At 63.9% G+C, this 18,951-nt stretch carries 17 protein-coding genes; 10 read left to right on the forward strand and 7 right to left on the reverse strand.

What is annotated here, in order from left to right:
- Window positions 1-60: 60 nt before the first annotated feature.
- Together B5D13_RS07440 and B5D13_RS07445 are read left to right on the forward strand one after the other, a co-directional pair.
- The gene (locus tag B5D13_RS07440) at window positions 61-279 is read left to right on the forward strand and encodes an IS3 family transposase (protein ID WP_369821286.1); all 219 of its coding nucleotides are present in this window, start codon (window positions 61-63) and stop codon (window positions 277-279) included.
- A gap of 244 nt (window positions 280-523) precedes the next feature.
- Window positions 524-1,402, forward strand: coding sequence for an aldo/keto reductase (locus B5D13_RS07445; protein ID WP_078687697.1), 879 nt, complete (start codon window positions 524-526; stop codon window positions 1,400-1,402).
- Window positions 1,403-1,442: 40 nt separating this feature from the next.
- Here the strand turns inward: B5D13_RS07445 and B5D13_RS07450 are convergent, their stop codons facing one another.
- From B5D13_RS07450 to B5D13_RS07465, 4 genes are all read right to left on the reverse strand, one after another.
- A complete protein-coding gene (locus B5D13_RS07450) occupies window positions 1,443-3,242 on the reverse strand; it encodes an AMP-binding protein (RefSeq protein WP_200802627.1) in 1,800 nt (599 codons plus the stop codon).
- Window positions 3,243-3,326: 84 nt separating this feature from the next.
- Window positions 3,327-3,899, reverse strand: coding sequence for a helix-turn-helix domain-containing protein (locus tag B5D13_RS07455; RefSeq protein ID WP_078687698.1), 573 nt, complete (start codon window positions 3,897-3,899; stop codon window positions 3,327-3,329).
- A gap of 142 nt (window positions 3,900-4,041) precedes the next feature.
- Window positions 4,042-4,755 carry a flavodoxin gene (locus tag B5D13_RS07460; RefSeq protein WP_078687699.1) on the reverse strand — a complete coding sequence of 238 codons (714 nt, stop codon included), beginning with the start codon at window positions 4,753-4,755 and terminating at the stop codon, window positions 4,042-4,044.
- Between the two features lie 330 nt (window positions 4,756-5,085).
- On the reverse strand, window positions 5,086-6,699 hold the full coding sequence (locus tag B5D13_RS07465; protein WP_078687700.1) for a peptide chain release factor 3: 1,614 nt from the start codon (window positions 6,697-6,699) through the stop codon (window positions 5,086-5,088).
- A 119-nt stretch (window positions 6,700-6,818) separates the two neighbouring features.
- Between B5D13_RS07465 and B5D13_RS07470 the strand changes: the two genes are divergently transcribed.
- On the forward strand, window positions 6,819-7,973 hold the full coding sequence (locus tag B5D13_RS07470; protein ID WP_078687701.1) for an SLC13 family permease: 1,155 nt from the start codon (window positions 6,819-6,821) through the stop codon (window positions 7,971-7,973).
- A gap of 107 nt (window positions 7,974-8,080) precedes the next feature.
- Here B5D13_RS07470 and B5D13_RS07475 read toward each other — a convergent pair whose 3' ends face one another.
- The gene (locus B5D13_RS07475; RefSeq protein ID WP_078687702.1) at window positions 8,081-8,965 is read right to left on the reverse strand and encodes a methionyl aminopeptidase; all 885 of its coding nucleotides are present in this window, start codon (window positions 8,963-8,965) and stop codon (window positions 8,081-8,083) included.
- 268 nt (window positions 8,966-9,233) lie between these two features.
- On the opposite strand from B5D13_RS07475, the gene B5D13_RS07480 reads away from it, so the two are divergent.
- The 7 genes from B5D13_RS07480 to B5D13_RS07510 all read left to right on the forward strand — a co-directional run bounded on the left by B5D13_RS07480 (window position 9,234) and on the right by B5D13_RS07510 (window position 14,497).
- A complete protein-coding gene (locus tag B5D13_RS07480; protein ID WP_078687703.1) occupies window positions 9,234-9,650 on the forward strand; it encodes a Fur family transcriptional regulator in 417 nt (138 codons plus the stop codon).
- The gene (locus tag B5D13_RS07485) at window positions 9,650-9,964 is read left to right on the forward strand and encodes a hypothetical protein (RefSeq protein ID WP_078687704.1); all 315 of its coding nucleotides are present in this window, start codon (window positions 9,650-9,652) and stop codon (window positions 9,962-9,964) included. Before B5D13_RS07480 ends, B5D13_RS07485 begins: the two co-directional genes overlap by 1 nt.
- Before the next feature lie 78 nt (window positions 9,965-10,042).
- Window positions 10,043-10,978: a metal ABC transporter substrate-binding protein gene (locus B5D13_RS07490; protein ID WP_078687705.1), complete on the forward strand. Its 936-nt coding sequence runs from the start codon at window positions 10,043-10,045 to the stop codon at window positions 10,976-10,978.
- A complete protein-coding gene (locus B5D13_RS07495; RefSeq protein ID WP_159444005.1) occupies window positions 10,975-11,670 on the forward strand; it encodes a metal ABC transporter ATP-binding protein in 696 nt (231 codons plus the stop codon). Before B5D13_RS07490 ends, B5D13_RS07495 begins: the two co-directional genes overlap by 4 nt.
- Window positions 11,660-12,478, forward strand: coding sequence for a metal ABC transporter permease (locus B5D13_RS07500; RefSeq protein WP_234970794.1), 819 nt, complete (start codon window positions 11,660-11,662; stop codon window positions 12,476-12,478). Before B5D13_RS07495 ends, B5D13_RS07500 begins: the two co-directional genes overlap by 11 nt.
- 276 nt (window positions 12,479-12,754) lie before the next feature.
- Window positions 12,755-14,029: a chloride channel protein gene (locus B5D13_RS07505; RefSeq protein WP_159444006.1), complete on the forward strand. Its 1,275-nt coding sequence runs from the start codon at window positions 12,755-12,757 to the stop codon at window positions 14,027-14,029.
- A 3-nt stretch (window positions 14,030-14,032) separates the two neighbouring features.
- The gene (locus B5D13_RS07510; protein ID WP_078687708.1) at window positions 14,033-14,497 is read left to right on the forward strand and encodes an ion channel; all 465 of its coding nucleotides are present in this window, start codon (window positions 14,033-14,035) and stop codon (window positions 14,495-14,497) included.
- A 78-nt stretch (window positions 14,498-14,575) separates the two neighbouring features.
- On the opposite strand, the gene B5D13_RS07515 is transcribed toward B5D13_RS07510, so the two are convergent.
- Together B5D13_RS07515 and B5D13_RS07520 are read right to left on the reverse strand one after the other, a co-directional pair.
- Window positions 14,576-16,819 carry a DNA gyrase subunit A gene (locus tag B5D13_RS07515; RefSeq protein ID WP_078687709.1) on the reverse strand — a complete coding sequence of 748 codons (2,244 nt, stop codon included), beginning with the start codon at window positions 16,817-16,819 and terminating at the stop codon, window positions 14,576-14,578.
- Between the two features lie 9 nt (window positions 16,820-16,828).
- Complete coding sequence (locus B5D13_RS07520) at window positions 16,829-18,823, reverse strand: DNA gyrase/topoisomerase IV subunit B (protein ID WP_078687710.1); 1,995 nt, start codon at window positions 18,821-18,823, stop codon at window positions 16,829-16,831.
- Window positions 18,824-18,951 lie beyond the last annotated feature (128 nt).

An 18,951-nucleotide genomic window follows, 5' to 3' on the forward strand; every position in this document is an offset into this window, starting at 1 on the left:
TGGCAGTACCAGCAGGCCGGGTGGTGCAACAGGCTGAAGGAGGCGGGCGTCGTGCAGAGCATGTCCCGGAAGGGCAACTGCATCGACAACGGGGCGACCGAGCAGGTGTTCGGCCACCTGAAGGACGAGTTCTTCCGTGACCAGACATGGCCGAGCTTCGACGCGTTCAAGAGGGACCTCGACGCCTACGTCGTCCACTGGAACACGAGGAGGCGTCAGGTTAAGCTGAAGGGACTGACCCCGGAGGAGTTCCGGAATCAGTCCCTGCATGCGGCCTAGGCCGCTTTATTTGCCCGTCCAAGAACTGGGGCGCAGTTCACTTGGGAGGGGGGCCTTTTGTTGCGTGACGCCTCGGGCGCCACGCCCAACCGAAGCATCCGCCCGCTGGTACATGCAAGGCAGCGCCAGTAGGTAGGTAACCGTAAGCTAGAGAGCAGCCAGTTTTTCGGAAAGGTTTTGCAAGGGAGAAGACCAAGCACTTCTCGCCCGATGACGCCGCCGGCGTCCGGCGAAAGGAGTTCCGATGCTCTACAAGACCCTGAACAACGGCGTACGCATGCCCATGCTGGGCCTCGGCGTGTACCAGATGTCCCCGAACGAGACCGAACGCTGCGTGCTCGATGCGCTCAAGGCGGGATACCGGCTGATCGACACCGCGCAGTCCTACAACAACGAAGAGGGAGTCGGCACGGCCATCGCCAAGAGCGGCGTTCCGCGCGACCAGATCTTCGTCACCAGCAAGGTCCAGGTCAGCAACATGAACTACGAGCGGGCGCGCTACTCCATAGACCGCAGCCTGCGAAAGCTCAGGACCGACCACATCGACCTGATGCTGCTCCACCAGATGATGGGTGACTATACGGGCGCATGGCGTGCCATGGAGGAGGCCTACGAGGCCGGCAAGCTCCGCGCCATCGGCGTGAGCAACTGCCACTCGGAGCGCCTGGTCGACATGGCCCTCATGGCCGAGGTGCCGCCCATGGTCAACCAGATCGAGACGAACCCCCTCTGCCAGCGAGACGACGAGCACTTCGTGATGGATGGCCTCAGCGTCATCCACGAGTCCTGGGCCCCGTTCTACGAGGGACGGCAGGGCATATTCTCGAACCCCACCCTGTCCGAGATCGCCCGAAGCCACGGCAAGACCGTCGCGCAGGTCATCCTTCGCGCGCTGATTCAGAAGGACATCGTCGTGATCCCCAAGACCACGCACCTGGGCCGCATGGAGGAAAACCTGGACGTGTTCGGCTTCTCTCTGACCCGAGACGACATGAGGCGCTTCGAGATGCTGGAGGACCCCAACTACAAGAAGCTCTTCGACCACCGTGACGTGCGCACGGTCAAATGGCTCCTGGGCGAGATAGTCAAGAAGCAACAACTGCGCGGCGGCACGCTGTACTAGACAGCGCACCGCCGCACCACATGCGTTCTTTGGGATTCGGCTATTTGCCGGCCTCCACGAGTTCGACCGCCATCTCGCGCAGCTTGAACTTCTGCACCTTCATGGAAGGCGTCATGGGGAAGTCGTCCACCACGAACACGCGCTTGGGAACCTTGTAGCGCGCGATGCGAGGAATCGCCCACTCGCGCACGTCTGCCTCGGTGAGGCCCTCGTAGCCGGGCCTCGTGCGGATGAACGCGCCAACGATCTCGCCGTACTTGGCGTCGGGGATGCCCACGACCTGAGCGTCCAGGATGCCCGGGTGCCCCAGCAGGAAGTTCTCGATCTCGAGCGGGTAGATGTTCTCACCGCCGCGGATGATCATGTCCTTGATGCGGCCCGTGACGCGATAGTAGCCGTCCTCGTCGATCATGCCGAGGTCGCCCGAGTGCAGGAAGCCGTCAGCATCGATGGCCTCCGCGGTCGCCTCGGGCATCTTGTAGTAGCCCTTCATCACGTTGTAGCCCTTGCAGCAGAGCTCGCCCGGCTCTCCGGGAGCGCAGGTGTGGCCGTCGACGGGGTCGATGATGCGAGCGATGATGGGCGGGTGCGCCAGACCGACGGTGGTGCACTTGTGCTCGACGTCGTCGTTGACGGAGGTCTGGGTAAAGACGGGGCTGGTCTCGGTCAGGCCGTAACAGATGGTCACCTCGCGCATGTTCATGCGCTCCATAACCTCGTGCATGGTCTCGGGCGGGCAGGGACTGCCGGCCATGATGCCCGTGCGCAGGTGCGAGAGGTCGAAGCTCTCGAAGTTCGGGTGGTTGAGCTCGGCGATGAACATGGTGGGCACGCCGTAGAGTGCCGTCGCCTGCTCGCGCGAGACGGCTTGAAGCACCAGGCCCGGGTCGAACTGCTCGACGATGATCATGGTCGATCGATGCGTCAGCGATGCCATGACGCCCAGGACGCAGCCGAAGCAATGGAAGAACGGAACCGGGAGCGTAATGCGGTCCTCGGAGCCCAGACGCTGCCCCTCTCCAATGAAGAAGCCGTCGTTGATGATGTTACGGTGGGTCAGCATGACACCCTTGGGGAAGCCCGTCGTGCCACTGGTGTACTGCATCATGACGACGTCGTTGTTGTCGAACTTTTTCTCGGCCTCGCGCAGGGAGTCGTCGGGCATGTAGGAGCCCAGCAGGATGAGCTCGGGCACGCTGTAGCAGCCACGGTGCTTCTCGGGCCCCATGTAGATGATGCTCTTGAGCATGGGATAGGTCTCGGACTCGAGGCGCCCGCGCTCCTGCGTGAGGGTCTCGGGCACGAGTTCGCGAATGATCTCGAGGTAGTTGACGTCTCGGAACGCGTCAATCACGCAAAGGGCCTTCATGTCGGATTGCTTCAGGACGTAGTCCAGCTCGTGGCTCTTGTAGACCGGGTTGACCGTGACCATGACGACGCCGATCTTGGCACTGGCGTACATGAAGGTGAGCCAGTCCGGGATGTTGCGCGCCCAGACGCCCAGATGGTCACCGGGCTCGAGGCCGATGGCCAGAAGGCCCTTGGCAAGCTCGTCGGTGCGCCGGTCGAAGTCGGCGTAGGTCCAACGCAGGTCGCGGTCGGGATAGACCACGAACTCGTGGTCGCCGTCGACGACCGTCTGCTTGCGCAGGTACTCGCCTATGGTCAGCTCGGTGTGAAGCGGGTAGTCGGGAGCACCACGCGGCGGCAGCGGCTTGTCCTTGGGCCACTGGTCCAGGGTGAGGTGCTCGGGGTTGGTAATGGCCGCGATCTCCTCGGGAATGTTGATGCCCTGAGGGTCTGCGGCTGGGTCATAGCTTGACATGACGTCTACAGCCATTGGTCGCACGTCCTTCTCTGTTGGTAGTGAATTGTCTGCGAGAACGATGACTCGTCGACGGAGCCAAAGCCAAAGATCGGCTGGCTACACCGGCGTGTAGACGACTGCTAGGAACTTTGCCTGCTGCTGGTTGTAGGCACGAACCTGGTGGGGCACGATCGAGTCGTAGTAGATGGACTCGCCAGGCTTGATCAGGTAGTGCTCGTTGCCATACTGGACCTCGAACTCGCCCTCGAGGCCGTAGAGCCACTCCTCGCCCTCGTGCCCGACGAGCTTGTGGTCAAGCTCGCCCGAGGGGTCGATGGTGATGACGAAGGGGTCCATGTGACGGCTCGGACGGCCCGCGGCAAGACTGAAGTAGCGCAGGTCACCAGCATCAGACGAGGTCTCGAGCGACGTGAGGCGCGTGACCTCCTCCATCTGGTCGCCGCTCACGTACACGGGACCCTCGTCGTCGGCGTCGTCCATGAGCGTGCCCAGACGCACGCCCAGGGCACGCGTGACCTTGATGAGAGGTGCCAGCGAGGGCGGCAGCGCGCCATCCTCTAGGCCCCGAATGACCTCCACGTCGCAGTCGCAACGGTCAGCTAGGTCCTGCTGGCTGATGTGATGCGCGTTGCGCAGGGTTACGATCTTCTGGCCCAGCTTGGATGCCATGGGTTCCACCTCTCGATTTGCTCATGCCTATACGACAGCGCCCGCAGGCGCGTACAACGAGAATAGGCACTCGCACCCACGGATGAAAGCATTTGTAACGTTATGTGAGAAGAACGTAACGAAACCACTTCGAAAGACGTTCCTAGCGATTGTTTATCTGGTCGATCCACTCGGAAACGGCATCGTAAGTGTCGTGCTCCTCGAAGCGCATGGCCTTGAGCCACTCGACCCTCGTGTCCAGGGCGGCAAGCTCCGCCACGGCATCGTCGATTCCGGCAACGGCTGAGGTGCAGAAGGCGTAGACCTTCCTGCCGGCGAGCCCGGCGCCCTCGACGTAGGCGTACAGGGCACGCGGCGCCCTGTCGAACCAAATGGGGAACCCCACGAACACGGTCCCGTACTGGGACAGGTCGGGCAGGTCGCCCGCCAGCTCGGGCCGAGACTGCGCGTTGTCCTGCTCTCGCCTGCAACGCGAGTCGTCGTCGGCACTCAGGTCGGCCTCCACGTACGGCTCTTTGGTCTGCAGGTGGAAGCCGTCCGCGCCGCCGAGGATCTGGCACATGAACTTGGCGATGGACTCGGTGTTTCCCGTCTGCGAGAAGTACAGGACGAGCGTCTTGTCGCCCACCTTGCCCTCCGCCTGCGACGAGGACCCGGACTCGCTCGCGTCCTTCTCGTCCTGGGCGGCAGGCTCGAGAACGGTAGACCCAGAGCCGGAACCGCCTTCGTCCGAGGCTCCGGCGCCACCGCACGAGCTCAGTACCGCTGTGACGAGCGTGCCGAGTCCCAGCCCCACGAACCCCCTGCGGCTGATGCCGCCGAGGCGTCCGTCCTTCAGGTCGTCAAAGGTAACCATGTCGCTCCTCCCCCAGCCCCCTCAGAAGGCCCCAGAAGAAATCCGTCTGGCGTATGGGGGTTAGTCTACGTCAGGACGCGATACTGGTTGGGGGCATTTCGGCCACTGCAGAGTCGTCCCCCAACCGTCTGCATCCTCGTGCTCCTGGCAATTGCGGGCCAGATTGCACTGGAGCGCACGGGACGACGCGAGCCGGGCTCCTTCGAGTCGCATCGCGTTGCCCCGTCGGGCCTCCTCTCCCAATGGGGGCAAAGGCCGGGGAAGACGATATGCCAGGAACCCTTCAGCCCACGACGAGCGAGACGAGTGCAAGGTAGGCGCCGGAACGGCCTAGAACGTGATGTTACCGACCTCGGAGAGCTTGAGCCCCTCGTTGCGCTCGACGGCCCAGTTGACGTTCCACTCGTTGGTGAACAGCAGCAGGCGGCCGCCGCGCATGTCCTCGACGCGAAGGGTGTCTCGCGTCAGGTTGAGGCTGCGCAGGTCGAGCTCGTCGGGATCGTTGGTGATCCAACGAATCTGCGTGTACGGCAGGGGTGTGCGGCGGATGCCCACGTGATACTCGCTCTTGAGTCGACGCTCGAGGACATCGAGCTGAAGAACGCCCACGACGCCGACGACGACGCGCTCCATGCCCATGCCCCACTCGCGGAAGATCTGGATCGCGCCCTCCTGCGCAATCTCTTCCATGCCCTTGATGAACTGCTTGCGCTTGAGGGTGTCCACCTGCTCGATGCGCGCGAAGTGCTCGGGAGCGAAGGTGGGGATCTGCGGGTACTTGACGTGGTGGCGCATGTCGCACACGGTGTCGCCGATGCTGAAGATGCCCGGGTCGAACAGGCCCACGATGTCACCGGCATACGCCTCGTCGACGATGGCACGGTCGTCGGCCATCATGCTCGTGCCGGTGGCCAACTTGAGCTTGCGATCTCCCTGGACGTGCCAGGCATCCATGCCGCGCTCGAACTTGCCCGAGCAGATGCGCACGAAGGCGACGCGGTCGCGGTGGTTCTTGTCCATGTTGGCCTGGATCTTGAAGACGAAGCCACTGAACTCGTCGGTCGCGGGATCGACCTTCTGGCCGGTCAGCGTGTCGGTATAGGCCAGCGGCTCCGGCGCCATGCGCAGGAACTCCTTCAGGAACGGCTCGACGCCAAAGTTGGTGAGCGCGGAGCCGAAGAACACCGGAGAGAGCTTTCCGCAGCTGACGGCATCCATGTCGAACTCGTTGTCGGCACCGTCGAGGAGCTCGATGTCGTCCATCAGGTTCTTGTGGTTCTCCTCGCCGATGAGCTCGTCCAGCTTGGCATCGCCGAGCTCGGCCTCGATCTCGCCAACCTTCTTGGTCGCGTTGGCGTGGCCATCGCCCTGGAAGGCGAGCACGTGGCGCGACTGGCGGTCGAACACGCCGCGGAAGTTGCGTCCCGACCCGATGGGCCAGTTCATGGGATAGGTGTCGATGCCCAGAACGTCCTCGATCTCCTCCATGAGCTCGAAGGGGTCGCGCGTGTCGTGATCGAGCTTGTTGACGAAGGTGAAGATGGGGATGTGCCGCAGGGTGCAGACCTTGAAGAGCTTGATGGTCTGGGCCTCGACGCCCTTGGCGCCGTCGATAACCATGACCGCCGCATCGGCGGCCATGAGCGTGCGGTACGTGTCCTCAGAGAAGTCCTGGTGTCCCGGCGTGTCGAGGATGTTCACGAAGTGGCCGCCGTAGCTGAACTGCAGGACGGAGGAGGTGACCGAGATGCCGCGCTCCTTCTCGATGTCCATCCAGTCCGACACGGCATGCTTCGCGCTCGCCTTGCCCTTGACCGAGCCGGCCGTCTGGATGCTGCCGGTATACAGGAGGAGCTTCTCGGTAAGGGTCGTCTTGCCCGCGTCAGGATGCGAGATGATGGCAAACGTCCTGCGCGAGGAAATCTGGTCGGTAAGGTTGGACATGCGCGTTCCTTCTGCCGCGCACCACAGAAACCTCTGGGCTGGCGCGACAACTCGTCGAAAAATAGTGATTAACCTGTGGCATTGTATCTAATGGGACGGGTCGGCTCTAGAATGACCCCATGTTTGACCGAATTACCTCATTTGTGCGCCAGCAGCTCATGCTCTGCATCGCGCTGGCTGCGGCTGCCGTTACCACCACCATCGCCGGAACGGGCCCCTCGGAGGTCGCCCAGTCCATCGACTATCGCGTGCTCGCGCTCCTGTTGTGCCTCATGACCTCGGTCGCAGGGCTCGTTGGCTGCGGAGTGCTCGACCGCATGGCGCGCCAGCTGCTCGGCCGGGCACGCAGCACGCGAACGCTCAGGCTCGCGCTGGTGCTGCTCCCCTTCTTCTGCTCGATGCTGGTGACCAACGACGTGGCGCTGCTGATCTTCGTGCCGTTCGCCATCACCTCGCTACGCATGGCCGGACGCCAGGACGAGCTTGCCCACCTGGCCGCCTGCCAGGCCGTGTCCGCCAACCTCGGAAGCATGGTCACGCCCATCGGCAACCCCCAGAACCTGTTCCTCTACCTTCGCTTCGGCATCGACCCCATCGAGATCTTCCTGGCGATTGCCCCCTACGCCCTGCTCTCGCTTGTCCTGCTCGTCACGCTGTGCGTCGCGAGGAGAAGCCAAGCGGTCGAGAAGTACGTGGCGCCCTCGGGGGCGACGGGCACGGAGCCCAAACCGTCCAGCGCGGAGGGCAACGGGTCACGCAGATGCCTTCTGCCCATGTACCTCGCGCTCTTCTCGCTGAGCATCCTCACGGCGCTTCGCGCCGTGCCTTGGCAGCTGACGCTCCCCATGGTCCTGCTCGCGGTCTTGGCGCTCGACCGCCACGCGCTCAGCAAGGTCGACTGGGCCCTTCTTGGCACGTTTGCGTGCTTCTTCGTGTTCTCGCACAACATGGCGCGCATCGAGGCGGTGACACTGGTGCTCGGATCGGCCATGGGGACCGCGCCGTTCCTGACGAGCCTGGGCGCCAGCCAGGTCATCAGCAACGTTCCAGCGGCAATGCTCCTTTCCGGCTTCGTCCAGAGCTGGAGGCCGCTGCTGCTCGGCGTCGACCTGGGAGGGCTGGGCACGCCCGTCGCTTCCCTTGCGAGCCTGATCGCGTTTCGCATCTACCGCATGTCTCCGCACTCGTCTGCGCGGCGCTTCATGCTGCCCTTCGCCGCGCTCAACGTCGCCCTGCTGGCCTGCCTCTGCCTGCTATACCTGGCAATCGGCTAGTCGCCGCTTCGACGGGCGCTGAACCGTGCGAAAAAAGAAAGACGCCCCCGGCGATGCCTGCAGGCGTCTCGTCGAGAGCGTCGGTGCTTCTTGGCCAAGAGATGGCACTACCAGCTTAGGAGCTCATAGCCGTCGTCGGTTATCACGATCTGGACCTCCCACTGCGCAGAGTCGCTACCGTCCTTGGTCCGGACGATCCAGCCGTTCTCCTTGTCGATGGTCACGTCGGGGCCGCCGGCGTTAATCATGGGCTCAATCGTGAAGCACATGCCCGGCATCAGGACGGGGCCGGTGCCCTCCTCGCCCACGTGCGGAACGAAGGGCTCCTCGTGGAACTCGCAGCCGATGCCATGGCCGCCGAACATCTCGACCACGCTGTAGCCCGCGTCCTCGGCGACCTTCTGGACCGCAGCGCTCATGTCGCCAAGGTGGCCCCAGGGCTTGACGGCGGCCAGGCCGGCCTTCACCGCCTCGTGGCAGACCTCGACCAGGCGCCTACGCTCCTCGCTCACCTCTCCGATGCAGTACATGCGCGAGGAGTCCGAGTAGTAGCCGCCCTTGATGGTCGACATGTCGACGTTGATGATGTCGCCCTCCTTGAGGACGTCGTCCTCGTTGGGGAAGCCGTGGCAGACCACGTCGTTGATGGAGGTGCAGACGCTGTAGGGGTAGCCCTCGTAGTTGAGGTCGGCAGAGACCGCGTCGTGGGCGGCAAGGTACTCCTCGACCCAGGCGTTAATGTCGGCGGTGGTGGTGCCGGCGCAGATCTTCTGGCCCACATAGTCAAGAACGCCAACGTTCACCTCGGCAGACGCCTTGATTCCCACAACGTCGTCAGCCGTCTTGATGAGCGAGCGGGGCAGAACCTCCTCGCCGTCGGTCCAGAGGCGCTCGAGACGCGCGTCGATGGCAGAGTGGCACTTCTTGTACTTCTTTCCGCTGCCGCACCAACAGATGTCGTTGCGACCAGGAACGGACAGGTTGTCATACATGATGATCTCCCAATCAGGTAACTCTTTTTCTAGTGAGACCTTACCCCTAGAGAGACGGGCGTTGCGCGCAAAACGAGCGAATCGCGCAGTCTCCAGCGGGCCGCCGCAACTCCATGCGACAACGCGCATGGCCAGCCGCGGCAAGCACGGACGAGGGCATTAGTCTGGACAATTTGTCCATACGGTTAAGCTTGCCACCCGTCGTTGCAATTCCTTCTCCCCTGGCCTAATATGCGACGCGTTCTCAATTTGAAGGCAGGAGGTTCCGGTGGCACGAGGCCGATACAACACGGCGCATCGCGAGATGGTCACACGCTGTCTCGAGTCGCTGGGAGACCACCATGCCACGGCATCGGACGTGTTCGACCGGCTGCGCGCCGATGGCGCCGACGTGTCGCGCGCCACGGTGTACCGCCAGATAGAGCACCTGGTCGAAGAGGGCTCGGTGATTCGCTTCACCCCCGAGGGGGAGCGCCGCGCCTGCCTCCAGCTCGTGAGAACGGAAGGCTGCCGCGACGAGCACTGCTACCACCTCAAGTGCACCGAGTGCGGAAGGCTCATCCACCTTGACTGCGATGAGGTCAAGCCGCTTCTCGAGCACCTCGAGCGCGAGCACGGCTTCACGGTGGACGTGCATCGCACCGTCCTGATGGGCGTGTGCAGGGACTGCCGGAAGGAGCGCTGATGCCCCTCCGTCGCCTCGTCACAGACTGCCGTCCCGTCGCACGCCGCGCTGTCGCCCTGCTCGTCACGGTCACGCTCCTGCTGCCCGCCGTCTTCGTGGCCACGGAGGCCAAACACGACTGCACGGGAGACGGCTGCGTCGTATGTCAGGTCCTGCGCGGGGCAATCGCCCTGCAAGGCACATATGGCCCGACCCCCAGCAGGCCCCAGATGCCGCTCGCGCTTCCCCGTGCGGCGGCGCTGACAGTCGTCGTAATGCAGCTCCTCCTGATGGCCGAGACGCCCATCACGCTTAGGGACCGAATGGACGACTGACGTTCCACGCGCACCTCGACAGAAGTACCGCGTCACCCATGACGCCTAGGCATCGTCATCGCGAAGGAACGAGCACACATGAAGAAGAGCATCATCGCGGCAGCGGCAAGCGCCCTGCTCGCACTTGCCTGCGTAGCGGGCTGCGCATCAGGAACGGCCAGCAACAACCAGAGCGGCTCCGACCAGGGTCAGGAGACCAAGACCGTCAAGGTCGTCGCGTCTTTCTACCCCATGGCCGACTACGCCAAGAAGATCGGCGGCGACCGCGTCGAGGTCGTCAACCTGGTGCCCGCAGGCACCGAGCCCCACGACTGGGAGCCCTCGACCGACGACATGAAGACCCTCGAGAGCGCGGACGTCTTCGTCTACAACGGCGCCGGCATGGAGAAGTGGGTCGACCAGGTTTCCGACACGCTTTCTAACGACAGGCTCGTGAAGGTCGAGGCGTCCCAGGGCATCCAGCTGCGTGCGGGCGCCGACGAGGAGCAGGGCCAGTATGACCCCCACGTCTGGCTCAGCCCGCAGAACGCCAAGGTCGAGATGGCCAACATCCGCGACGCCCTGATCGCGGCCGACCCCGGCGGCAAGGACGTGTACGAGAAGAACTACGAGACCTATGCCGCGAAGCTCGACGAGCTTGACCAGCAGTACCAGCAGAGGCTCTCGGCCGTCCCCAACAAGAACATCGTCGTCTCGCACCAGGCGTTCGGCTACCTGTGCGACGCATACGGCCTCAACCAGGTCGCCATCGAGGGCCTGGACGCAGAGTCCGAGCCCGACGCCAAGACCATGGCCGAAATCGTCGACTTCGCCAAGGACAACCACGTCAAGGTCATCTTCGGCGAGGACCTGGTGAGCCCCAAGGTCGCCCAGCAGATCGCCGACGAGTCCGGCGCGCAGTGCAAGGTGCTCAACCCGCTCGAGGGGCTGACCGACGAGCAGCTTGCCGCAGGCGAGGACTACTTCAGCGTCATGGAGAAGAACCTGGACGAGCTCGTCGAGGCCCTCTCGTGAGCATAAGCGCCGTCAGGCTGTCGGGGGTTAGCTTCTCGTACCGAGAGCACCCCGTTCTTGCGGGGGCGAGCCTCGAGCTCGCCCCCGGCGAGTTCTGCGTTCTCGCGGGACAGAACGGAGCGGGAAAGACCACACTCACCAGGATCATCCTCGGCGAGCTCGAACCCGACGGGGGATCCGTGGCGGTGTTTGACCGGACACCCACCGCCGCGATTGCGGACGGCCTCGTGGGATACGTTCCCCAGCAAAGCCCAGACGACTATCGCCACATCCCCCTGACCGTTCTCGAGCTGGTCCAATCCAACCTCAACGCAACGCGGATCCTCCCCCACCGCCACGCCCGGGAGCGTTCCCTCGCGCTCGAGGCAATCCAGAGGGCGGGGCTCGCCGGATTGCACGACCGATTGGTCGGAGAGCTCTCCGGGGGCCAGTTCCAGTCCGCCCTCCTCGCCCGCGCGCTCGTGAGGAGCCCCTGGCTCCTGCTGCTCGACGAGCCGACGAGCAACCTGGACGACGCCAATGCGGCGGCCCTCATGCAAACCGTCTCCCAGGCTTCCGAGGGCGGGATGAGCACCCTTCTGATCACCCACGACCTCGCGCGCCTTCCCAGGCTCTACGACAGGACGGTCGTTCTCGGCCACGGCGTCATACATGAGGAATCGGACGAAAGGAGCGTCCACAATGGGCTTTGACATGTTCGAGTACGCCTTCATGCAGCACGCCTTTGTCGCGGGCCTCGTCATGGGCGTCGCCATCCCCTGCATCGGAGTCGTGGTCGTGCTCAGGCACCTCTCCATGATGGGCGACGCGCTCTCGCACGCGTCGCTGGCAGGCGTCGCCGGGGGCCTCGTTGCGGGAATCGACCCCGTAATCGGGTCCATCGTCGCCTGCCTGCTGGCCGCCGGCTCCACCGAGTTCGTCCGCAAGCACTTCGCAGGGCGCCAGGAGCTGGCCATCGCCGTCGTGCTCGCCTGTTCGGTAGGACTTGCGGGCGTCCTTTCGGGGTTCACGCCCAACGCGGCGAGCTTCTCGAGCTTCCTGTTCGGCAGCATCGTCGCGGTAAGCGACCGCGAGCTCGCCGTCGTGGTGGTGGTCGGCCTTGCCGTCGTCGCGTTCTGCGCGACGTTTCGCCGTCAGCTGCTGCTAGTCACCCTCGACGAGCAGCAGGCCCGTCTGGCCGGCGTGACCACGGGCGCGCTCAACGTCGCGTTCGTCATCGCGACGGCCCTTGCCATCTCGGTGGGCTCGCGCACCGTAGGCGCGCTGATCGTCTCGTCGATGATGGTCGTGCCGGTGGCCTGCGCGCTGACCGTCGCGCGCAGCTGGCGCCAGATGGTCGCGGTCTCGTGCGGCTGCGGCCTTGCCATGTCCGCAATTGGGCTCGTCATCTCCTACGCACTTGGTCTCAAGCCCGGCGGCACCATCGTGCTCGTCGGCATCGCCATCCTCGCCTTGCTCGCAGCGGGCAAGTCCCTGGCGCACAGGAATTCGAGGGGGTAGGGGCTTCGCGGAAGGCCCCGACCCCGTCCCTTCCCCGCCGACGATTTGCCACCAAAGAGGCAAGAAGTAGCAGGTCAGCCATGCGCGCGGCGCTAGGATGAGTCCATCCACGTCACTCGGGGGGCAGACATGACGACACGCCAGGAGAGCGCTCGGACCGGCGGGAGACACAAGAGATTCCCGCACGGCAGAGGGAAGCGCAAGGCAGACCCACGTCCCACCCTGCAAAGCGCCGGGCTCAGACCCCGGAGCAGGGCGGAGGGGGCCAGCCTCGCCATGGCGTTCGCCTTGCTGAGCCTCGCCTTGGGCCTGCTGGTAGGCTCTGCGGTGTTTCTCGTCATGAACCTCTCCGAGTGGCTCACCAGGCTCATCTGGGAGAGCCTCGGCTCGAGGCTGAGCATCCCCCTGTTTCCGCTCATCACCTGCACGCTCGGGGGCGCCGTCATCGGCGTATGGACCTACGTCTCGAACGACCGTGTCAAGTCCCTCGAAGAGGTGCTGGGCGAGTTCAAGCGTACGGGCTCCTACAAGACCCAAGGGGCCATACGGCCCGTCGTGACCTTCCTTCTGCCTTTGGCCTTCGGCGGCTCCATCGGATTCGAGGCCGGTCTGACCGGCCTCATAACCGCCGGGTGCTGCTGGGTTCGCGACCGCATCAAGCGCGCGGGGCTGAGCGTCGCCAGGCTGCACGTCGACGAGGTGGCCGACGCCTCCATCGCAGCCTGCGTATCGGCCATCTTCGCGACGCCGCTCGCCGGCATCGTCGCCGGAGTCGAGGACGCGTCCAAGCCCAACGCGAGCGACTACACCATGCGCCGCGGGGCCAAGGTCGCGCTCTACACCGCCGCGGCCTTCGGCGCGTTCGGCGGCATTCTGCTGTTCACCCGCATCTTCGGCTCCTCGAGCGGATTGCCGCGCTTCGACTCCATCGCGGTCGGGGACATCCGCCTGCTTTGGGTCATCCCCTGCATCGTTGCGGCATACGCCATGACGCTCCTGCACCACGCCTCGAGGCGCTTCTTCGCGTCGGCAGCGCGCCGCCTGGGCACCGGCGCGGTCGGCACCGTTGCGGCCCCCGTCGCGGCGGGAGCCCTCATGGGGACCGTGGCGACGTTTTTGCCCTACGTCCTCTTCCCAGGCGAGGCCCAGACCGCGGAGCTCATGCGCGAGTGGTCCGGCTGCCCCGCAATCGTCCTGCTCGCGACCGGCTTCGCCAAGGCGGCGATCACGCCCATGTGCCTCAGCATGGGATGGATGGGCGGAGACTTCTTCCCCAGCATCTTCTCGGGAGTCGCCGCAGGGTACGGCCTCGCCGCGCTCACGGGCGCGGACCCCATGCTCATGGTCACGGTCACCACGACGGCGTTTCTGGCCGGCGTCACGCGCAAGCCGCTGCTCACCCTGGCCATCCTGATTCTGTGCTTCCCGGCCAACGGGCTCATCTGGATGGGAGTCGCTGCCGTCATAGGGGCGGCGATGCCACTTCCGTCCTTCTCCTCGCTCGACGGCGCAGCCGACGCGCCCTCCATCGCCTCGGACGAAGGGGTCTAGCCCATGGAGAAGGACCTGCGTCCGCACCCCAAGGTCACACCGCGACCCTTCAGGTTTCGCGCTCTGGGACCCATCATACGCGCAGCTGGGCTGGGGCCCTGGACGGCCAGCTTCGTCATGCTGTTCGTCATCGCCTCCATGACGCTTGCCATGGCTGAGCCCGGCGTCAGGGGACTCGGCGACGCCGCCTGGATCCTCTTCCAGGCGGTCAGCACCATCGGCTTCGGCGACATCGCGGTCAACTCGATTCCGGGCCGCGCGGCGGTCGTCCTTCTCTCCGTCTACTCCATCTTCTACCTCGCGCTCATCACGGGTGCCGTGGTCAGCTTCTGCCAGGAGCGCATGCGCGCCTCGCGCGACGAGAGCGTCGCGCGCTTCATCGACCAGCTCGAGCACCTGCCCGAGCTCTCGCACGAGGAGCTCGTCGAGCTGTCCCAAAAGGTCAAGCGTCTCGACGGCAGGCGCTAGCGCCACGAAAAAAAGAGCCGGCCCCACACGGGGACCGGCCCAATCATCGTCTCGCTTCTTGCGCGGACGCCCGCAACCCTACAGGTCGAAGAGCGTCATGCGGTCCTCGTCCGATATCGAGGTGCCGGCGGAGGGCAGCTTGTCCACGACATAGCGCGCTGGGTCGGCGTCGGGCCCCAGGAACTCCTCGGGCTTGCCCACCGCGATGACCTCGCGCCCCTTCTTGCAGGTGAACGCGATGAGACCCTGGGTGCTGTTGGTGGTCTTGGTCTTCAGCAGCTCGGTGTTGAACGTTATCAGGCGCTCGTCGTTCGAGAAGAGCGTCACGTCTCGGTTCTCGCTCAGGACGATCGCGTCGACCAGCGGGCTGCCGACGTAGATGGCGTTCTTGAGCTTCTTTCGGTTCTGCTTCGTGACGTAGCCGGAGAGCGCGACGCGAGCCACGCGGCCGTTGCGGAAGATGTAGAGGATGTCGCTCTTGTAGTCGCCCGGATCGAGCACGTGGATGATATTCTCGCCATCCTCCATCTCGAGCTTGGTCGCAAGGAAGGTTCCCAGGTCGGCCGACTTGGTGTCGGACAGCGTGCAGACCTTCACCTTGTAGCACTGGCTCTGGTCGGTCAGCACCAGGAGCTCTCCCCTGTTGGTCGATGGGAACTCCAACCAGGGGGAGTCGCCGTCTTTGTACTTGAGGTCGGCCCCGGAGCGCAGGACGCGGTCGGTCAGCTTCTTCAGGTAGCCTTCCTTGGACACCATGATGGTGACGGGATAGTCCTCGACCTCGGGCTCCAAGGATACCTGGACGATGTCCTCGGCGTCGACGATGCCGGTCTTGCGCGGCGTGACGTACTTCTTGTTGATGGCGGCCAGCTCGTCGTAGATGACCTGCTTGACGTTGTCGTCGCTGCTCAGGATCTTCTTGAGGGAGGCGATCTCCTCGTCGAGGGCCTCGATGTCCTTGGTCCGGTTCAGGATGTACTCGCGGTTGATGTTTCGCAGCCTGATGTTCGCCACGTACTCGGCCTGCACCTGGTCGATGTCGAAGCCCCTCATCAGGTTGGGCACGACATCGGCCTCGAGCTCCGTGTGACGGATGATGTCGACGGCCTTGTCGATGTCGAGCAGGATTGCCTCGAGGCCGTGCAGCAGGTGCAGCTTCTCGGACTTCTTGTTCAGGTCGAAGCGCACGCGACGCCTCGTGGACTCCATGCGCCACGCGACCCACTCCGCAAGGATCTCGCGCACGCCCATGACCTTGGGGTAGCCGTCGACCAGCACGTTGAAGTTGCAGCTGAAGGTGTCCTGCAGCGTGGTCATCTGGAACAGCTTGGCCATGAGCTTCTCGGGGTCGGTGCCGCGCTTCACGTCGATGGCGATGCGCAGGCCCGAAAGGTCGGTCTCGTCTCGGATGTCCGAGATCTCGCGGACCTTGCCCTCCTTGGACAGCTTGACGATGCGATCGATGATCACGTCGGTCTTGGTGGTGTAGGGAATCTCGTAGACCTCGATGATGCGCTCGCTGGGCAGGTAGCGCCAGCGCGAGCGAACCTGGAAGCTGCCCAGGCCCGTGTTGTACACGCGCTCGAGCTCCTCGCGCTTGTAGATGAGCTCACCGCCGGTCGAGAAGTCGGGCGCCGACATGGTCTTGAAGAGGTCGTAGTCGGGGTCCTTCAGGAAGTGCATCGTGGCATCGCAGACCTCGTTCAGGTTGAAGCCGCAGATGTCGCTGGCCATGGCGACACCGATGCCCTTGTTGGCCGAGACCAGCACGTTGGGGAAGGCGGTCGGCAGCAGGCGCGGCTCCTGCATGGCGCCATCGTAGCTGTCGACGAAGTCGACCGGGTCCCTGTCGATGTCCTTGAAGACCTCCGCGCAGATGGGCGACAGCTTCGCCTCGGTGTATCGCGAGGCTGCGTAGCTCAGGTCGCCCGAGTAGTACTTGCCAAAGTTGCCCTTCGACTCCACAAACGGGGTGAGAAGTGCCTCGTTGCCGGTCGCAAGGCGAACCATGGTCTCGTAGATCGCCGCGTCGCCGTGGGGATTGAGCTTCATGGTCTGGCCAACGATGTTCGCGCTCTTCTGGCGCGCACCATTGAGCAGGCCCATCTTGTACATGGTGTAGAGCAGCTTGCGGTGCGACGGCTTGAATCCGTCAATCTCGGGGAACGCACGCGACACGTTGGTGCTCATCGCGTACGGCATGTAGTTGACCTCGAGCGTCTCGGTGATGGGCTGCTCCAGGACCTCGGAGTGCAGGCCGATGACGTTGGGGTTGTCCACGTGCTTCTTCTTGGGCGAAGCCTTCTTCTTTCTTGCAGCCATGTCCCCTCCTTACTGCAGGTCCAGTTGGTCCAGATACTCTTTGCCGTGCTCGGCAATGTGGCGCTTGCGTCCCGCGTCGTCGTTGCCCAGGAGCAGGTTGAACATGCGCTCCATCTGCTCGACGTCCTCGGGCAGGACCTTGATCAGGTGGCGCGTCTCGGGGTTCATGGTGGTGAGCCACATCATGTCCGGATCGTTCTCACCAAGACCCTTGGAGCGGCTGATCGAGCACTTCTGGTCGCCAATCTCCTGGAGGATGCGGGCCTTCTCGGGCTCGGTGTAGGCGAAGTAGGTCTTCTCCTTGCAGTTGATCTCGTACAGGGGCGACTCCGCGATGAAGACGTAGCCCTCCCTGATGAGCGTCGGGACAAGGCGGTAGAGCATCGTCAGGATCAGCGTGCGGATATGGTATCCGTCGACGTCGGCATCCGTACAGATGATGACCTTGTTCCAGTTGAGGTTGTCCAGGTCGAAGGTGCCCAGGTTCTTCAGGCGCTTGTCCTTCACCTCGACGCCGCAGCCCAGGACGCGCAGCAGGTCCATGATGATCTCGGACTTGAAGATGCGCGGGTAGTCCTCCTTAAGGCAGTTGAGGATCTTGCCTCGGACGGGCATGACGCCCTGGAACTCCGCGTCGCGAGAAGTGCGGCAGGCACCGGCCGCGGAGTCGCCCTCTACGATGTAGACCTCTCGGCGCGTGCGGTCCTTGGAGCGGCAGTCGATGAACTTCTGCACGCGGTTGGCCATGTCGGTCTTCTGCTGCAGGTTGGTCTTGATGCTCTGGCGCGTCTTCTCGGCGTTCTCGCGCGAGCGCTTGTTGATGAGGGCCTGCTCCATGATCTTGTCGGCCGACGGCTTGTTCTCGATCAGGTAAGTCTCCATCCGCTCCTTGATGAAGGCGGTCATTGCCTGCTGGATGAACTTGTTGTTGATGGCCTTCTTGGTCTGGTTCTCGTAGCTCGTCTGCGTCGAGAAGCAGTTGGTGACCAGGACCAGGCAGTCCTGGACGTCCTGCCACTTGATGGCGCTCTCGTTCTTGTTGTACTTGCCCTGCTTCTTGATGTAGGCGTCGATTGCGCTGGTAAATGCGCTGCGGGCGGCCTTCTCGGGCGAGCCGCCGTTCTCGAGCCACGAGGAGTTGTGGTAGTACTCCTGCATCGACATGGTGCGCGAGAAGCAGAAGCACGCGGTGATCTTCACGTTGTAGTCGGGAAGGTCGTCACGGTCGCGGCCGCGGCGGTTCGCTTCGATGAAGTAGGGCTCGGTCAGGTAGTTGGGCCCGACCTTCTCCATGACGTAGTCCTCGATGCCCTTGGGGTAGCAGAAGTCCTGCTCCTCGAAGCCGTCCGCACCCTCCACGCGCAGGCGGAAGGTCACGTTGGCGTTGACGACCGCCTGACGGCGAAGGGTCTGCTCGAACCACTCGCGCGGGATGTCGATTGACGTGAAGACCTCGAGGTCGGGACGCCACTTGATGATGGTGCCCGTGCGCTCCTCGTCGGTGGGCTCGACGTGGAGGGCCTTCTTCTTGCTGCCGACGACCTTGCCCTTGGCAAAGTGAAGGTCGTACTTCTTGCCGTCACGCCAGACCGTCACGTCCATGTACTCGGACGCGTACTGCGTCGCGCAGGAGCCCAGGCCGTTCGTTCCCAGCGAGTAGTCGTAGTCGCCACCCGCGTTGTTGTCATACTTGCCGCCCGCATAGAGCTCGCAGAAGACCAGCTCCCAGTTGAAGCGCTTCTCGCTGGGGTTCCAGTCAAGGGGGCAGCCGCGGCCGTGGTCCTCGACCTGGATGGAGCCATCCAGGAACTTGGTGACCGTGATCAGGCTGCCGAAGCCCTCGCGCGCCTCGTCGACGGCGTTCGACACGATCTCGAACACCGCGTGCGCGCAGCCGTCGAGGCCGTCGGAGCCAAAGATGACTGCGGGGCGCATGCGGACGCGCTGCTCGTCCTTGAGCTGGCGAATGCTGTCATTGCCGTAGCTTGCTGTGTTTTTTGCCATGGTGATGCTCTCGTTTCACACTGCGGCTGTGCCGCTCTCTTGCCCGGCGCCGCAAAGCCCGCGTGCCGGACGCAAATCTCGACTTACTACCCTACCTGTTGTATCGGCCAAATAATAAGAAATCCAGA

This window comes from Olsenella sp. KH1P3 (assembly GCF_900167315.1).
Lineage (GTDB): Bacteria > Actinomycetota > Coriobacteriia > Coriobacteriales > Atopobiaceae > Olsenella_J > Olsenella_J umbonata_A.

What these genes read in the sequence shown, in the direction of transcription:
- B5D13_RS07500 (WP_234970794.1), top strand. Translation starts at nt 11,660, where the DNA reads ATGGGCTTTGACATGTTCGAGTACGCCTTCATGCAGCACGCCTTTGTC.
- B5D13_RS07465 (WP_078687700.1), bottom strand. Translation starts at nt 6,699, where the DNA reads ATGTCCAACCTTACCGACCAGATTTCCTCGCGCAGGACGTTTGCCATC.
- B5D13_RS07460 (WP_078687699.1), bottom strand. Translation starts at nt 4,755, where the DNA reads ATGGTTACCTTTGACGACCTGAAGGACGGACGCCTCGGCGGCATCAGC.
- B5D13_RS07470 (WP_078687701.1), top strand. Translation starts at nt 6,819, where the DNA reads ATGTTTGACCGAATTACCTCATTTGTGCGCCAGCAGCTCATGCTCTGC.
- B5D13_RS07490 (WP_078687705.1), top strand. Translation starts at nt 10,043, where the DNA reads ATGAAGAAGAGCATCATCGCGGCAGCGGCAAGCGCCCTGCTCGCACTT.
- B5D13_RS07485 (WP_078687704.1), top strand. Translation starts at nt 9,650, where the DNA reads ATGCCCCTCCGTCGCCTCGTCACAGACTGCCGTCCCGTCGCACGCCGC.
- B5D13_RS07515 (WP_078687709.1), bottom strand. Translation starts at nt 16,819, where the DNA reads ATGGCTGCAAGAAAGAAGAAGGCTTCGCCCAAGAAGAAGCACGTGGAC.
- B5D13_RS07455 (WP_078687698.1), bottom strand. Translation starts at nt 3,899, where the DNA reads ATGGCATCCAAGCTGGGCCAGAAGATCGTAACCCTGCGCAACGCGCAT.
- B5D13_RS07520 (WP_078687710.1), bottom strand. Translation starts at nt 18,823, where the DNA reads ATGGCAAAAAACACAGCAAGCTACGGCAATGACAGCATTCGCCAGCTC.
- B5D13_RS07475 (WP_078687702.1), bottom strand. Translation starts at nt 8,965, where the DNA reads ATGTATGACAACCTGTCCGTTCCTGGTCGCAACGACATCTGTTGGTGC.
- B5D13_RS07450 (WP_200802627.1), bottom strand. Translation starts at nt 3,242, where the DNA reads ATGGCTGTAGACGTCATGTCAAGCTATGACCCAGCCGCAGACCCTCAG.
- B5D13_RS07445 (WP_078687697.1), top strand. Translation starts at nt 524, where the DNA reads ATGCTCTACAAGACCCTGAACAACGGCGTACGCATGCCCATGCTGGGC.
- B5D13_RS07505 (WP_159444006.1), top strand. Translation starts at nt 12,755, where the DNA reads ATGGCGTTCGCCTTGCTGAGCCTCGCCTTGGGCCTGCTGGTAGGCTCT.
- B5D13_RS07510 (WP_078687708.1), top strand. Translation starts at nt 14,033, where the DNA reads ATGGAGAAGGACCTGCGTCCGCACCCCAAGGTCACACCGCGACCCTTC.
- B5D13_RS07440 (WP_369821286.1), top strand. Translation starts at nt 61, where the DNA reads ATGTCCCGGAAGGGCAACTGCATCGACAACGGGGCGACCGAGCAGGTG.